Annotated in this window: 13 protein-coding genes; 12 read left to right on the forward strand and 1 reads right to left on the reverse strand. The window is 41.2% G+C overall.

Features of this window, described 5'->3' with window-relative positions; translation table 11 throughout:
• Window positions 1-132: 132 nt before the first annotated feature.
• The 5 genes from WCP75_RS00515 to WCP75_RS00535 all read left to right on the forward strand — a co-directional run bounded on the left by WCP75_RS00515 (window position 133) and on the right by WCP75_RS00535 (window position 6,413).
• Window positions 133-2,310, forward strand: coding sequence for a TonB-dependent hemoglobin/transferrin/lactoferrin family receptor (locus WCP75_RS00515; protein ID WP_336276301.1), 2,178 nt, complete (start codon window positions 133-135; stop codon window positions 2,308-2,310).
• Between the two features lie 240 nt (window positions 2,311-2,550).
• Window positions 2,551-3,579, forward strand: a complete 1,029-nt coding sequence (locus tag WCP75_RS00520) for a hemin-degrading factor (protein ID WP_336276302.1) — start codon at window positions 2,551-2,553, stop codon at window positions 3,577-3,579.
• A 28-nt stretch (window positions 3,580-3,607) separates the two neighbouring features.
• Window positions 3,608-4,510, forward strand: coding sequence for a heme/hemin ABC transporter substrate-binding protein (locus WCP75_RS00525; RefSeq protein WP_336276303.1), 903 nt, complete (start codon window positions 3,608-3,610; stop codon window positions 4,508-4,510).
• A gap of 23 nt (window positions 4,511-4,533) precedes the next feature.
• The gene (locus tag WCP75_RS00530) at window positions 4,534-5,613 is read left to right on the forward strand and encodes a FecCD family ABC transporter permease (RefSeq protein WP_336276304.1); all 1,080 of its coding nucleotides are present in this window, start codon (window positions 4,534-4,536) and stop codon (window positions 5,611-5,613) included.
• Entirely contained in the window at window positions 5,610-6,413 is an 804-nt protein-coding gene (locus WCP75_RS00535; protein WP_336276305.1) for a heme ABC transporter ATP-binding protein, read from the forward strand. Before WCP75_RS00530 ends, WCP75_RS00535 begins: the two co-directional genes overlap by 4 nt.
• A 476-nt stretch (window positions 6,414-6,889) precedes the next feature.
• On the opposite strand, the gene bgtC is transcribed toward WCP75_RS00535, so the two are convergent.
• A complete protein-coding gene (gene bgtC / locus WCP75_RS00540) occupies window positions 6,890-7,870 on the reverse strand; it encodes a gene transfer agent tail collar protein BgtC (RefSeq protein WP_336276306.1) in 981 nt (326 codons plus the stop codon).
• Between the two features lie 1,702 nt (window positions 7,871-9,572).
• On the opposite strand from bgtC, the gene thiC reads away from it, so the two are divergent.
• The 7 genes from thiC to WCP75_RS00575 all read left to right on the forward strand — a co-directional run bounded on the left by thiC (window position 9,573) and on the right by WCP75_RS00575 (window position 15,659).
• Window positions 9,573-11,420, forward strand: coding sequence for a phosphomethylpyrimidine synthase ThiC (gene thiC / locus WCP75_RS00545; RefSeq protein WP_442894932.1), 1,848 nt, complete (start codon window positions 9,573-9,575; stop codon window positions 11,418-11,420).
• Complete coding sequence (locus tag WCP75_RS00550) at window positions 11,417-12,367, forward strand: FAD-dependent oxidoreductase (RefSeq protein WP_336276308.1); 951 nt, start codon at window positions 11,417-11,419, stop codon at window positions 12,365-12,367. Before thiC ends, WCP75_RS00550 begins: the two co-directional genes overlap by 4 nt.
• A gap of 3 nt (window positions 12,368-12,370) precedes the next feature.
• Entirely contained in the window at window positions 12,371-12,568 is a 198-nt protein-coding gene (gene thiS, locus WCP75_RS00555; protein ID WP_336276309.1) for a sulfur carrier protein ThiS, read from the forward strand.
• A 4-nt stretch (window positions 12,569-12,572) separates the two neighbouring features.
• Window positions 12,573-13,346: a thiazole synthase gene (locus tag WCP75_RS00560; RefSeq protein ID WP_336276310.1), complete on the forward strand. Its 774-nt coding sequence runs from the start codon at window positions 12,573-12,575 to the stop codon at window positions 13,344-13,346.
• Window positions 13,343-13,948 carry a thiamine phosphate synthase gene (locus WCP75_RS00565; RefSeq protein WP_336276311.1) on the forward strand — a complete coding sequence of 202 codons (606 nt, stop codon included), beginning with the start codon at window positions 13,343-13,345 and terminating at the stop codon, window positions 13,946-13,948. Before WCP75_RS00560 ends, WCP75_RS00565 begins: the two co-directional genes overlap by 4 nt.
• Window positions 13,939-14,697, forward strand: a complete 759-nt coding sequence (locus WCP75_RS00570) for a hydroxymethylpyrimidine/phosphomethylpyrimidine kinase (protein ID WP_336276312.1) — start codon at window positions 13,939-13,941, stop codon at window positions 14,695-14,697. The genes WCP75_RS00565 and WCP75_RS00570 overlap by 10 nt, the downstream gene beginning before the upstream one ends.
• Before the next feature lie 134 nt (window positions 14,698-14,831).
• Window positions 14,832-15,659 (forward strand): uracil-DNA glycosylase, encoded by an 828-nt coding sequence (locus WCP75_RS00575; protein ID WP_336276313.1) that lies wholly within the window; start codon window positions 14,832-14,834, stop codon window positions 15,657-15,659.
• Window positions 15,660-15,677 lie beyond the last annotated feature (18 nt).

The following is a 15,677-nucleotide window of genomic DNA, read 5'->3' on the forward strand; positions in this document are numbered from 1 at the left end:
TTATCGTGATTTTGTGTTGACATCAAATCATTCTCGCTTGGCTGGCTAATTTGTTATCGGCGGGGTGGGTATTTTTGTATGTAAAATTTCAAGCCATGGAGGGTGGCACTTTTAAAAAGGTTATGATGTGTTATGCTAATAAGACGGAAAAACATCTACAAGAATTATGTAGTTTTAGGCGCGCTTTCAGTTTGTGTACCTTCGTTTGCTCTTGCACAAAACAATGACAAAGATTCTGTGACTGAACTCAACCCAATCGTTATTAAAGGGAAAATCATAGACGCCTCGGATTCAGTCACTGTCCTGACCAATCGTGTAACTGCCAAGGATATTGATGCAAAGCAAGTAAGTGATGTCAATGATATTAGTCGTATTGATCCATCCGTATCTTACGATCCAAAGAAAAACAGCTTTGTGATTCGTGGGGTGAACGCAGATCGTGTCCTCACAACGATAGATGGTATCGTTCTTCCATGGTTCGAAGATATCGTTCGTGGTAGGGGTGGAAATACAACATTTGATTTTAATGCACTTTCCACTCTTGATATCATTCAAGGGTCTGATTCAAGTCTTTACGGATCTGGCGCAATAGGAGGGGTTGTTGCTCTGCATACTCTTAATCCTGAAGATATCATCGTTGAAGGAAAAAATTGGGGTGGAATTGTAAAAGGTGGTTATAATTCTGTTGATAGAAGTTGGCGCGTAGATCAAGCTATTGCAGCGCGTAGCCGTCAGACATTTTTGCTTTTCCAGGGATCTCATACAGAAGGTCATGAGCGCAAGAATATGGGGACTATAGATGGTTACGTAGAGCGCACACGCAAGAATCCCGCTAATTTTGACCAAAACAACTTGCTGGTTAAAGTCCATCAATATTTTGACGACAATCACAGACTCGGTTTTACGGCAGAACGTTTTGGCTACAGCAATGTTACTCACTCGTTAAATGCATCTGCAAGATATTTTCCAGGCTCTGTTTATGACCAAGATAACAAACACCGTGAACGTCTTTCTCTTTCCTACGATTATAACGGCGATAAAGATGCTGTCTTTGATGCTTTCCACGGACAAGTTTATTGGCAAAAACAATCAAATAACCATATTATGAGTGGATACCGTGTCAAAGCACCAGAAGGAGAGTACCTCAGGGATAATCTTGTGCGCGATGTCAATTATGGTTTAAGCGCCAATACTCTTAAAAGTACGAATATTGGGACCGTTGGCCATACATTTAAATTTGCCGCGAATGCTCTATTGTCAAAATTTCACCATTACATGTTCGGTAAAGACAACTGCCACTTAAAAGAAAATGCGCGGGGATGTGCCTTTTTGCCAGCAAACCGATCAGAATCGCCAGATACCGATAGTTATAATTTTGGTTTGGCATTCGAAGATGAAATGGGCTTTTCCGATAACCGCTTTCGTGTAACGCCCGGGATTCGGTACGATTGGTATAAACATACCCCTCAGAAAACGGCCTCTTATGATAGAGCGTTGATAGGCATCGAAAAGTATCCTTCAGAAAAAAGCGGTTCGCATTTTTCTCCTAAATTACGTGCAGAATTAGACATTCGCGATCAGGTAACACTTTATGCTCAATGGGCACAGGCTTTTCGCGCGCCGCGTGCGTCTGAGCTTTACCTTGCTTATATCAAGCCTGGACTTTATTATGTAAAAGGAAGTCCCGATCTTAAACCCGAAACGAGTAACGGATATGATATTGGTGTACAGTTTGGGAGTCCAAATTTTGGTGGTTCTGTAAGCTCTTTTATTAATCAATATAAGGATTTTATAGACACCATCGATAAAGGTCCGTCAGAGGAGTTTGCGTTTTCACGTCGGCATTACGTAAATCGTACTCGTGTACGTATTTTTGGTGTCGAAACAAAAGCACATCTGATCCTAAACAGTGGGCTTCGTAGTAATTTTTCCCTTTCCTATTCGCAAGGAAAAGACCTTGACAAAGATGAGCATCTTAGCTCAATTTTTCCTCTAAAAGCGGTTGTTGGATTGGGGTATGCAAAGAGCTCTTGGGGAACAGACATCGTGCTGACTTTATCGGCTAAACGCGACAAACTTGCCAAAGGATCCGAGGATCAAGAAGTTCCAGGTTATAAAGTCGTCGATGTCTCGGGCTGGTTAAAACCGTTTGGTGAAACGGGCCCTATCATAAAGGCTGGTGTTTACAATCTATTTAATGAAAAGTATTGGAACGTGTCAGACCTTCCTGCTGGAAAAAGTGCAACACCAAAGGACTATTATAGCCAACCTGGACGCAACTTTAAGGTATCGTTTGTACAAAAGTTTTAGCCGCTTTTGTTAAGTGCCGTACCACTTTAAGAGTTACATCGATAACGGACGGGTCATTGTGTTTTCGTCTCATAGTTCTCTGGGCAATGGGAACTATGAGGGGGTGGGTGGTTGCTTCTCTGTTAATGGCAATAATTTGTTTTGAAACAAGTTGGATTATTGGCGCACATATAGTTCGGCTTGTTGTATTCGGAGTCGTAGTATCCAAAATTAATTCTCATAAAAAATGTAAGGACAGCCATGCTACATACAGCGGAAAAAATCATCAAACTTCGTGAAAAAGAAAAAGGAACGAATAATCGGGATTTTGCAAATTCAATAGGTATATCGGAATTAGAACTCGTTGCAGCCTATTGTAAGGTCGGGAGAGCCAAAAGACTGCGAGCTGATGTCACTGCTTTTTTGAAGAATGCTCCTAAACTCGGGACAGTTATGGTATTGACGCGCAATAAGCATGCCGTGCACGAAATAACAGGATGTTTTGAAAAAATCGTCCACAGCCAGCACGTACCTCTCACACTTGGTGAAATTGATTTGCGTATTTTTCAAAAACAATGGAAGTTTGCTTTTCAATATGACATGACCATCCTCGGGAACCCCGCAAAAAGTCTGCAATTTTTCGATAAATATGGTGTTTCTATTTTCAAGGTTTATTCTAAAGATACGACAAATATGGAAAAATGGAATGAAATCGTCAATGAATTGCTTCATGAAGAGCAATCACCTGTACTCGATATACCACCTGTGCCCATTCCAACTAAGTGCGATGCGATAAAGTTTGACGTTGAAAAACTACAAGATTGCTGGCGAAAAGCAACCGACGTGCACCACTTTCGTGAATCTATCTCTGAGCTAAACATTAACCGACACAGCGCCGTACAATATGCCGGGAATGAATTCTCTAATAGACTAAAAATGGATGCTGTAGAAATTATGCTCAATCAAGTTGCTCAAAGAGGAGTCCCCGTTATGTGCTTTGTTGGAAACAAAGGATGTATCCAAATTTTTAACGGGCAAGTAAAAAATATTAAGAAGATGGGACCTTGGTTCAATATTTTAGACGAAAAATTCCACCTACACTTATTCATTTCTGGAATCGACAGTGTATGGCGTGTTCGTACACCTACAGGCAATGATCGCGTCAGCTCACTCGAAGTTTTCGATAAAGATGGTGAAACGATCATCCAATTCTTTGGCATGCGTAAGGAAGGACAAAAGGAACGCGAAGATTGGCGCTCTTTGCTAGAAAGCTTGCCACAAAATCAATGAGCGATGATAATTTAAGAGGAAAATTGATATGTTCACATCTCTGTCACGTAAATTTTCGAGCCTCCTTGTTGTTTGTACTTTGCTCTCTTTTACGTGCTTGACAAAACAGGTTATTGCCGAACCCACAACTCATTTTCCTGAAAACGCTCGAATTGTTTCTATTGGCGGATCTCTTACAGAAATTGTTTATGAATTGGGAGCCGAAGGTCAACTTATTGCCCGAGATAGTACAAGCGTTTATCCGCAAGAAGCACTTAAACTTCCCGTACTCGGCTACATGCGCACCCTATCACCTGAAGGTGTTTTATCTCTTGCCCCGGAAGGCATACTACTCGTTGAAGGCAGTGGCCCTCCTTCAACAATTGAGATTCTCAAAAAAACATCCATACCTATGGTCATTATACCAGAAAATTACTCACGTGAAAGTGTGATAGAGAAAATCCGACTGGTAGGAAAAGCTATTAACCGAGAAATGCAAGCAGCCACCCTTATTGAAAAGATGAGCCGCGATTTCGTAGATAATGACATACTTTTAGAAAAAGTTACGAAACCAAAGCGCGTACTCTTCATTTTATCCGTACAAAATGGACGCGTCATGGCTTCAGGAACAGGAACAGCCGCTGATGGTATGATAAAGCTCTCGGGCGGAATCAATGCTGTATCTGACTATAAAGGATACAAACTTCTAAATAATGAGGCGTTATTAAAATTAAACCCTGATGCTATTTTGCTCATAAAGTACGGTGGAAAATCCGTTAATATTGATAAAGTTTTAGCTATACCAGCAATTCAAGCAACTACAGCAGCGAAAAATCACGCCATTAAGCAAATGGATGCCATGTATCTTTTAGGGTTTGGCCCACGTACCGCAAAAGCATCAAGAGAAGTTATCAATATGCTTTATGGCGAAAACAAAGACAGCAAAAACTGATTGAAACAGTAAGCGGTACACCTATGGCGCACACATTCGAAGGAAAAGAGAATAAGAAGATGAGTCGCGCAAATCTAGGAAGAATTTCATTATTAGGCTTGATAGCATTCCTTATCTTCAGCATTTTTTCTGGACTTTTGCATGGCGCATCAAATGCTTCTTTCGCGAATCTTATACATACAATTTTTACGAAAGATTTTTCAGTGAGTAGTAAAACTCGCGATTATCTCATACTCATTGATATAAGGCTGCCCCGTGTTATCTTGGGCTTATTAGTCGGATCAGCATTAGCTGTCTCTGGTGTCCTTATGCAGGGGCTTTTCCGTAATCCCCTTGCAGACCCTGGAATTGTAGGTGTATCAGCTGGCGCAAGTCTTGGAGCAATTTTAGCAATCGTCATCGGCATTGCATTTCCCGCTTCACTGGCCCCTTTTCTTGAACCCTACAAAGTTATAATAGGTGCCTTTTTTGGTGGACTTTTATCAACAATTATTCTGCATACGATAGCGACCCGCCGCAGCTGCACTTCCATTGCAACAATGCTTCTCGCAGGCATTGCCCTCGGCGCTTTAAGCAGCGCTGTTGTTGGAATGTTAATTTTTATCGCGAATGATCAGCAATTGCGTGATATTACCTTCTGGAATCTTGGTTCTCTTGCAGGAGCAACATGGTTGAAAGTTTGGCTTATCCTGCCTTTTATCTGTATTGGCCTTCTTTTTTCTCCTTTTTTGTCGCGAGCGCTTAACGCTCTTTCTCTCGGGGAAGCTATCGCAAGTCATATTGGTTTTCATATCCAACGAGTCAAAAATATCGCTATTTTCCTCGTCGCTCTCATGTGTGGTAGTGCAGTCGCTGTTAGTGGTGGTATCGGTTTTATTGGCATCGTTGTTCCACATATTTTGCGCCAACTGATTGGTCCTGACCACCGCTACCTCATACCTTGTTCTGCACTCCTAGGGGCGGCATTACTTATTTTTGCCGATACGTTTGCACGTTTAATTGTTGCTCCCGCAGAATTACCAATTGGAATTGTCACAGCGTTTTTTGGAGCGCCTTTTTTTCTTTGGATACTTATACGTAAACGAGGAATAGATCTTTCATGATAGAGGCAATCAATGTCTGCGTTCAGCGTGGAAAAAAGCAGATTCTTAATCACATTAACCTTCAAGCCAAAAGTGGTTCCCTCACCGTCATCATAGGACCAAATGGCTCCGGAAAAAGCACCTTCATCAAAGCACTGAGCGGAGAAATTCCCTACAGTGGAAGGATGACCTTAAATGGCTATGACGTCATTCAAACAAAAGTTCATGAAATGGCGATGATGCGCGCAGTGTTACCACAATCAACAACATTAGCATTTCCATTTCTAGTTCATGAAGTGGTGGAGCTCGGTCTCTCTGTGAACCAATTTACCGTTGCAAAAATTGAATTACAAAATTTGCCTAATAAAGCTTTAGAATGCGTCGGTCTAGCCAATTATGGTGAGCGGCATTACCACCAATTGTCAGGCGGGGAACAAGCAAGAGTGCAGCTCGCCCGTGTACTTTGCCAAATTTGGAAACCAATTTATAACGGCGTTCCCCGTTGGATGATATTGGATGAACCTATCGCTAGTCTCGATATTCAACATCAACTCGTGATCATGGATATTGCAAGAAAATTTGCCCGCTCTGGCGGAGGTGTTCTCGCCATTCTCCACGACCTCAATCTTGCTGCACATTATGCAGATAAAATAATATTATTAAAACAGGGAGAGATTTATTGCGAAGGAAGCCCTTCCGCTGTTTTGACAACGCAAAACCTACGCTGTGCTTACCACTGCTCCTTGACTGTTTCCGAATTACCTAAAGAAGATACCCCTTTCATTTTGCCGCAAACGGCATCCTCTTTGCACAATCAGTGATTTTTTTTAAAGTTGTTTATTTTACAAAGTTTCAAGACCAAATAAAACAACAAAATGGAAGATGTAGACGCACTCAAGGATCATTCTATCTTAAGAACTTAAAAACAAGATTCTGACTTTAGAACAGTAGCACCATGAAAATCATCCATATTTATTGTGCTTTTTTGATAAAACAAAATACATCAAGATTCTTATAAGTTGTAAAAAGGTATGTCTCTCACCTTATTAATGCAGTGATAAAAATGATCTCTCATCGATTCTAACTAGCCTTAACTGTTCATTCATTAAAACAATTATAGAAAACAGCCCCAGACGGATTTTTATTTGCAACGAACTGTATGCCACTATAGAAAATTGAAATCTGATATGAAAAATTCGCTGAAACACCGCCCACACAGGAGTTGACGCGAACACATTTCGCGCCAATAACGTCGTGTAAGAATATAACAAATAGTGGCCCATGGTATGACAAAATCTTACGATTTTATGGCATAAACGACGGCTGCATTAACAGGCCGTGTTTCTGCCTCACCTGTTGAAGAAATGATTGCTTCATGCGTGTGTATACCAGCAGGTTTTGTCGCTCCTGAGAGTATTTGAAAACTATAATTTTCATTTCTCATACCAATAGTAGTAGGGGGCCACTTAATCCCCACGTACTCAAATTCATGTCTGTGCTCCCCTGCTTCTTCAATAGTGCAAGCATGCGTATGTGATTTTATGCTGTCTTTTTGCTTGGTTGCAAAATTTCTATTTTTGTCCAAACCACGACCATCATCAAAGCCACGTAAAAACATTCCTCTAAAATCTGGAACTTTAAAGGTTGTACTACTATCCTTCCCCCATTGGTCACCTATTGCCTCAAATAATTGCGGATAATCTGCTCGCTTATAGGTAGCACCATCGCATAAGAGCCAGCCGCTCGGAATTTTCTGCATGGCAAATGTGGCAATGAATCCGGAGGGAAAAATTTTTATCTTTGGTGGAGGAATAGGTGTTGGATTTAATAAACACCAGCCCCCGCGATCTTTTGTTAACGCCCCATCGTTATAGACTATTTCATAAATTCCGCCCTTTTGTAATTCACCGCCTTCTAATAGCACGATACCCGTACTAGCAGCTTTACAGAGTGACTTCACTCCAATGTTATTAACATTTATCTCTGTGGAACCAACGTTCACATTCTGAGCTCTGAAACGTATAACAATATCATTCTTATACTTTGCTATGGGTGAAATTGTCTTCAACGTAATCAATGTCGTGTTCTTTTCTGCATCTACGACAAACTTTGAATCGATAGAACCGCCACCATCTGCAAGATATTCACGCACACGCTGCATCATCGCCCGAGCGCTGTCATTAATAGAACTAGGCGGCTGACCCTCCGCCCAATTAATGATGTTATCCGAATTCGCATTTTCATCAGCCGTAAGCGACCAATCGTAAATACCAGACATTAAATCTCCCCCCTATTCTTGATAACTTTATTAGCAAATTTTTTTCACTAACTCTGTAAAATGGCCGACCAATTTTTTGAAGGTCAATCGATGGCATCCAGTCTATAAACCTGTACCAAAATGCAAAACACCCTGTCACCATTGGCCTAATAGATCTTTCTACACGCCCAGGTTCCCAATTATTTTGCTTCGTTCCGATTAATCCACTTGAATGGGCCAAGCCTCATCCACTTTTGTCAAATAATGGACGTACTCCCCCCTGCAACGCAATTAATTATTCTTTTGCTATATTCTATCACCGTTTCGCTGAAATTGCGCAAATACCCCCCTCCTGTCGTGAAACTTTCAAATACCACTTCATGAAACCCTGTATACCGTGGACACACGAGACCCACCGTTGAGCGTAATAACTCTACTGACAAAAAATCGCTGAAAAACCAACTAATGCAACGCGCTCAATGAAATATAACATTGCACATTTCCTGCACCGATACCTCACCCTGATACACAAGAAATCCACGCAGAAACACACCCCCTAAAACGCTCCGCTTTCCCGCCCAAAACGCACTGTCATTCTTGCCGACCAACCCTTTTCTTTTTTGTCCTGTACTGAAAGACAGAAAGCGAGAACCACACCACACTCCACCGCCACATCCCCGCAACGGTTCCTATCCACGGCCCTGCCAAAAAAACACCCCGCCGGAGCAAGAAGACCCCACATACCCCACGAAGTTTGAAAACACAGCCAGCCTACGAAAGCCCCCTGCAATCATTTTGCCCACCCGCTCAACAAAACAACCTTCCCGCGTATTTTAATATACGAAAAACCTTTTTGCAAGAATAATAAATTATACCAGCGCCAGCAAAATCAGCGCCACTCTCTTAGATCACCGGCGCTGTATCCATTCATCTCAAAAAAATATTGAGGATACACCCCGTTATTCGTCACAAAGCTCCCCCTTTTACAAATTAAATTTTTTAGATAATGAGGAAACCAAAAATTTATATACCTAATAACTTCCAAGATAAAACACCACACCATTTTCACCAATATTTTCTATTTCTCTGCAAAAAACCAGGATTTACCTGCACAAATACAGATACTTTTCGCCTTTTTTTCATACCCACGATAAAAAACAGTACCTATTTTAAGCTTATCCTAAAGTAATGATGTTGCAATGTTGAATATTGTACCAAACCGCCACACCCAAAATAACCAAAAATCTCTTTACAGACAACCTCCTCTTGTACGAGAAAATAGATGTTATCTCTTGCGGATACATCTGAAATCATACAGCTAACCATTTTTCTGCACGAAAAGAGCTTATCTATAAACCATCTAGCTATTTTATAAAAAGGTATTAAAAAAGAAAATTTTATAATTACTGGCTCGTAGCCAAAACGTATCTAAAATTAGCAAAAAAATTTATTAAAATCCGCCTCATTTTCTGAAAAAATTTCTAAAAATTTTAAAAATGTATTTTTATGATTGACAATATTATTATTAAAGCCAAACATGATCGTACCGAGTGCTAGTAATTTAAGGAGGGGAGAGTGAAGATATTACATTTATTTTTTTAATCTTCACTGGGGGCATTTTTATCTAAGATCGGATTGTGCACTTTTCAGCTTAAACATGCACGAATTGATGATTTGAATGTACTCCCACCAACATCCTAACCTGTCTTTAAGCCGTGTTTTTATGAGGAGGAATTCCGTGAAAAAAAATGCTCCACTAACCAATTGTAATCCCTTTCCAGCTTCACGAAAAATTTATCAACAAGGTTTTCTTTTCCCCGATGTGCGCGTGCCATTCCGTGAAATTTCGTTATCCGATAGCAGCGATGAAAAATGTTTGACCATTTACGATACTTCTGGTCCCTACACGGATGAAGACATGAACACCAACATTGCAAAAGGATTGCCCGCAATTAACTCATCTTGGCTGGCTGAACGTGCCGATACTGAATCTTATTCTGCAAGACCAGTTCAACCCGAGGACAATGGGCCAGTTCATGATAAAAATTCTGCTCCGACTTTTGAACAAAATCGCCCCATTTTGCGAGCAAAAGGTGACAAAGAGATCACACAAATGGCTTATGCACGTGCAAAAATTATTACCGCAGAAATGGAATATGTAGCTATACGAGAAAATGAAGGACTAGTAGCGGAAAATAAACAAAAAAAACAGCCGTATGAAGTACTTAGTGAATCAATCCCAGAAATTTATACTGCAGAATTTGTTCGCAATGAAATTGCCTGTGGACGCGCCATTATCCCTAAAAACATTAACCACCCTGAATGCGAACCAATGATTATTGGACGTAATTTTCGCGTTAAAATTAATGCCAACATTGGAAATTCAGCAGTCAGTTCATCTATGGAGGAAGAAGTTGATAAAATGGTTTGGGCTATTCACTGGGGAGCAGATACCATTATGGATCTCTCAACTGGTCGGGATATCCATAATATCCGAGAGTGGATTATCCGCAATTCCCCGGTTCCCATCGGAACTGTCCCGATTTACCAAGCCCTTGAAAAAGTAAGGGGTATACCTGAAAACTTAACGTGGGATATTTTTCGCGATACCCTCATCGAACAAGCGGAACAAGGTGTTGATTATTTCACTATTCATGCAGGGCTGAGATTACCTTTTGTTCCACTAACAATTAATCGTACGACAGGTATTGTTTCACGAGGCGGCTCAATTATGGCAAAATGGTGTCTTCACCATCACAAAGAAAGCTTTCTATATGAACATTTTGATGAAATTTGCGATATTGCACGCATGTACGATATTTCTCTTTCATTAGGAGATGGACTACGCCCCGGCTCTATCGCTGATGCCAATGATGAAGCCCAATTTGCCGAACTCCAAACTTTAGGCGAATTGACAAAAATCGCGTGGAAAAAAAACGTACAAGTTATGATTGAGGGACCGGGCCATGTGCCAATGCACAAAATTAAAGAAAATATGGATAAACAATTAGATCTCTGTCATGAAGCGCCCTTTTATACTTTGGGACCTCTCACAACCGACATAGCACCCGGATATGACCATATTACATCAGCAATTGGCGCTGCTATGATTGGATGGTTTGGAACCGCTATGCTGTGTTACGTAACACCTAAAGAACATTTAGGACTTCCCAATAAGCATGATGTCAAAACTGGTGTAATTACCTATAAAATTGCCGCTCACGCAGCTGATCTTGCTAAGGGGCTACCAAGAGCGCAACTACGCGATGATGCCCTCTCACGTGCGCGATTTAATTTTCGGTGGAATGATCAGTTTAACCTTTCCCTTGATCCAGAGACGGCCTATGCATTTCATGATGAAACAATGCCTAAGGAAGCCCACAAATTAGTACATTTTTGTTCTATGTGTGGTCCCAAATTTTGCTCCATGCGGATTTCTCATGATATTCGGGATGCCGCAAAACAAAAAGAAAAAGACGAAGGAATGGCCGCCATGGCAGAAAATTATAAAGAAAATGGCGAACTTTATTTAGAAGCTACTTCTACCCAAAAAAAGATGATAAACAGTTGAAAAATATTCTTATCAAAGGTGCAGGGGTAGCTGGTTTGACAACCGCTCTTACACTGCAACAAAAAGGCGCTTCCGTCACTGTATCAGCCCCACCTCATTCACCCATGGGAACTGCAAGCTGGTACGCGGGAGGAATGTTGGCACCCCACTGTGAAAGAGAAAATGCCGAACAAACCGTTGAAGAGCTCGGCATCCAAGCGATAAATTGGTGGAAGAAGACGCTTCCAGATCTCGTAAAACAAAAAGGTACTTTAGTCGTTGCACCAATGCGAGACAGAGTAGAGCTTGAGCGATTTTCAGCGCGCACAAATAATCACAAAACCATTAATAATACAGAGATAGCCCACCTTGAATCAGATATCGCAGAACGTTTCGATCGCGCCCTTTTTTATAAAAGTGAGGCACATATCAATCCTCGAAAAGCACTCACCAGTTTGAAAGAAAATCTCATAAAAAACGGCGTGTATTTTGTGGATTCAGAAACACCTGAAACCGATTTTGATATTGTCATTGATGCAACAGGAATAGCCCGTTTGGGGAAAGACAAAAATATACGAGGTATACGCGGAGAAATGCTCCTCGTACGGAGCACGGATATTAAAATTTCTCGTCCAATCCGCCTGCTTCACCCACGTATCCCCCTGTACATCGTGCCTCAACAAAACAATATTTTTATGATCGGGGCTACGATGATCGAGAGTGAGTCTACTCGCGCTATCTCAGCGCGGTCAATGATGGAATTACTTAACGCAGCTTACACTCTACATCCCGCTTTTGGTGAAGCGGAAATTATAGAATCTGGTGTCGGTATAAGACCGTGCTATCCCGACAACCTTCCTCGTATATACAAACACGACAATCACATTTTTATCAATGGACTATATAGGCATGGTTTTCTTTTATCTCCAGAAATGGCAAAACGAGCTGTACAATTGGCATTGGAGTGAAACATGCAGGTATTTGTCAATGGCGAAAATATTCGAACAGAAGTTACTTATCTTAATTCATTACTCAAAGAATTAGGTTATGAAGGTGACTGGCTAGCGATCGCTATTAACGCCGAAGTCATTCCTGTGGTAGCATGGAGCCAATTTGTTCTGCACGAAGGAGATAAAATTGAGATTTTGAGCCCAATGCAAGGAGGCTGAAATTATGTTGGATTTTTATGGGAAAAAATTTTCTTCTCGTTTGTTATTGGGCACAGCCCAATACCCTTCACCAGCAATTCTTCGTGAAGCTATTCACCATTCAAACACAGAAATCGTGACAGTTTCATTACGCCGAGAGACCGCAGGAAACAAACAAAGCGGACAATTTTGGAAATTTCTTAAAGAATTAAACGTGACAATACTACCAAATACCGCTGGTTGCTACACTGTCAAAGAAGCCGTAACAACCGCCAGATTGGCAAGAGACCTTTTCAAAACGGCCTGGATCAAACTCGAAGTTATTGGAAACCCAGATACCCTACAGCCAAATGTCTTTTCTTTAATAGAGGCGGCAAAAATTTTGAACGATGAAGGATTTGAAATTTTTGCCTATACAACAGACGACCTCATCGTTGCCGAAAAACTTTTGAATACCGGTTGCCGCGTTATTATGCCTTGGTGTGCCCCCATTGGATCCGCAAAAGGCCCCCATAACACCGACGGACTGCGCTCTATTCGTGCCTACCTCCCTGACGCTACTCTTGTCATTGACGCCGGTATCGGACGCCCATCACACGCAGCTATCGCCATGGAACTTGGTTACGACGCAGTGCTCCTCAACACCGCGATTGCAAAAGCAAGTAACCCCGCCCTCATGGCTGAAGCGTTTTCTAAAGCCATCCAAGCAGGACGTATGGGATATAAAGCCGGTATTCTTGAGGCAAGAAATATGGCAATTCCCTCAACACCAATTATTGGAAAAGCGGTATTTTCATGAAACTGGATCCATTTTATCCCATTGTTAATAGTGCAGATTGGGTCGAGCGCTTAGTTCCTCTTGGAGTTAAACTCGTACAATTACGTGTAAAAGATGAACCTTCGAGAATAATTAGTCAGCACATCAAGCGATCAAAAAACATATGTGAAAAATTTGGAGCACAATTGGTCATTAATGATTATTGGAAACTAGCAATTGAAGAAAAATGCGATTTTGTCCACCTTGGACAAGAAGATTTGAGCGACGCAGATCTTTCAGAAATTCGTAAAAATGGTATAAAACTTGGCCTCAGCACCCACGACCAATGCGAATTAGATATCGCTGTATCCGTCAATCCTGAATATGTTGCTCTTGGCCCTATTTATCCAACCATTTTAAAAAAAATGAAATGGATGCCACAAGGATTAAAAAAAATAACGCAGTGGAAAAACCAAATTGGCACACTCCCTTTGGTCGGCATTGGTGGTTTAACACCGAAGCGTGCAGTCAGTGTTTTAGAATCAGGAGCAAATAGCGCTGCTGTTGTGACCGATATCATTCTCCATAATAACCCCGAAGAACGCACTAAACAATGGATAAAGGCAACACAAGCATGGCGATAACGCCCTCCATCCTCATTGTTGCCGGTACCGATCCAACAGGAGGCGCTGGTATTGTCCGCGACATAGAAACCGCTACACACTTTCAAATAAAAGCGAGTCTGGCGGTCACCTCTGTTAACGTGCAAAATGATGATAAAGTTGTTCGAATTATTCCCATGGACGGAAAAACCATCGCAGCGCAAATGCGTATAGCTCTAGAGTCTAACTCAATAAGTGCAATAAAAATTGGTATGACAGGTACCCGGGAAAGCATAATAGCGATCTGCGATGTACTCAAAGACTATTCTCATATTCCTGTCGTTTTTGATCCTGTGCTCATTGCATCATCAGGAGGAAAATTAACGACGGAAATAATTATAGAGGTTATGATAAAGCAACTACTCCCTCACATTGACCTTTTAACACCCAATATAGAAGAACTTGCCATTCTTAGCGAAAGCTCCTTAGCCTCCCACAACAAAGAGGCTGTAAAACAAGCAAAAAAACTTCTCTCATTTGGTCCACGCTACATACTGGTAAAAGGTGGACACACAAATGGCCCTCTTGCAATCGATAGCTTAATCAATAAAATTAAAATAGAAAATATTCCCGCCCCACGCTTGCAAGGAGAGATGCGCGGGACAGGGTGCGCCCTATCAACTGCTATCGCATCGCATTTAGCATTAAACGAGCCTATAATTGAATCCGTTAAAAAAGCAAAAACATACGTCCACACATTGCTTTTAAACCACCAACAAAAGGAAAACTAAATGAGCATTATTCATTTTTTAATGCGCACTCTACCAGCATTCTTACACAAAGATTCGCAACAAAGCATTATAAAGCTTGCAGAATAATTTAGTCTGGTTTATCCATTGGTCAGATTAGTTATAAAAAAAGCAAAATGTCAAACCAAACTCAGTACTCAATCTCTTGTGAAGAACTTTTGAACTTTTACAAAGAAAGTGGCGCTGATGCTGCGCTGAGCAATACGCCCGTTAATCACTTTGATCAAACTGTTTCTACAAAAAAACAATTAGAGCAAGAAACAGACACTTCTGATCAAAAACAGGTGCCGTCGACCGTAAAACAGTACAGCTATCCACTGCAGAGTTTCAAAATTACACAGCACACGCTCTCTGCTGTAGAAATGGCGAAGAGTGCTCGCACACTCGATGAATTGAGATCTGCACTCTTAGCTTTTGATGGATGTTCATTAAAATTAACAGCTAAAAATACCTGTTTTGCAGACGGAACAGCGGGGAGTCAGCTTATGCTTATCGGAGAAGCACCAGGACGTGAAGAAGACATACAAGGTACTCCTTTCGTAGGAAAAGCTGGTATGTTGCTTAACAAAATATTGGCATCGATTGGCCTGAAAAGACAGAATGTTTACATAACCAATATCATTCCATGGCGTCCACCAGGAAATCGTACGCCAACACAAAGAGAAATTGCCTTATGCCGCCCTTTTGTTGAACGGCATATTTACTTAGCAAATCCCTGTGTCCTTGTAGCGTTGGGAGGTGTCGCTACACAATGCCTCACTGGGACTCAAAATGGAATTATCCGAACGAGGGGAAAGTGGCTTACCTATACAGGGGAAGGAGAAAAAAAGATCCCCATTATGCCGACATTTCATCCAGCCTATCTTTTACGGACACCAAGCCAAAAAAAGTTAACGTGGATGGACTTTTTAGAAGTGAAAAATTACCTAAATAGCCTCCCGTGATTTTTCAATTTTACTTTT

This window comes from Bartonella numerosa (genome assembly GCF_037070845.1).
Taxonomy (GTDB): domain Bacteria; phylum Pseudomonadota; class Alphaproteobacteria; order Rhizobiales; family Rhizobiaceae; genus Bartonella.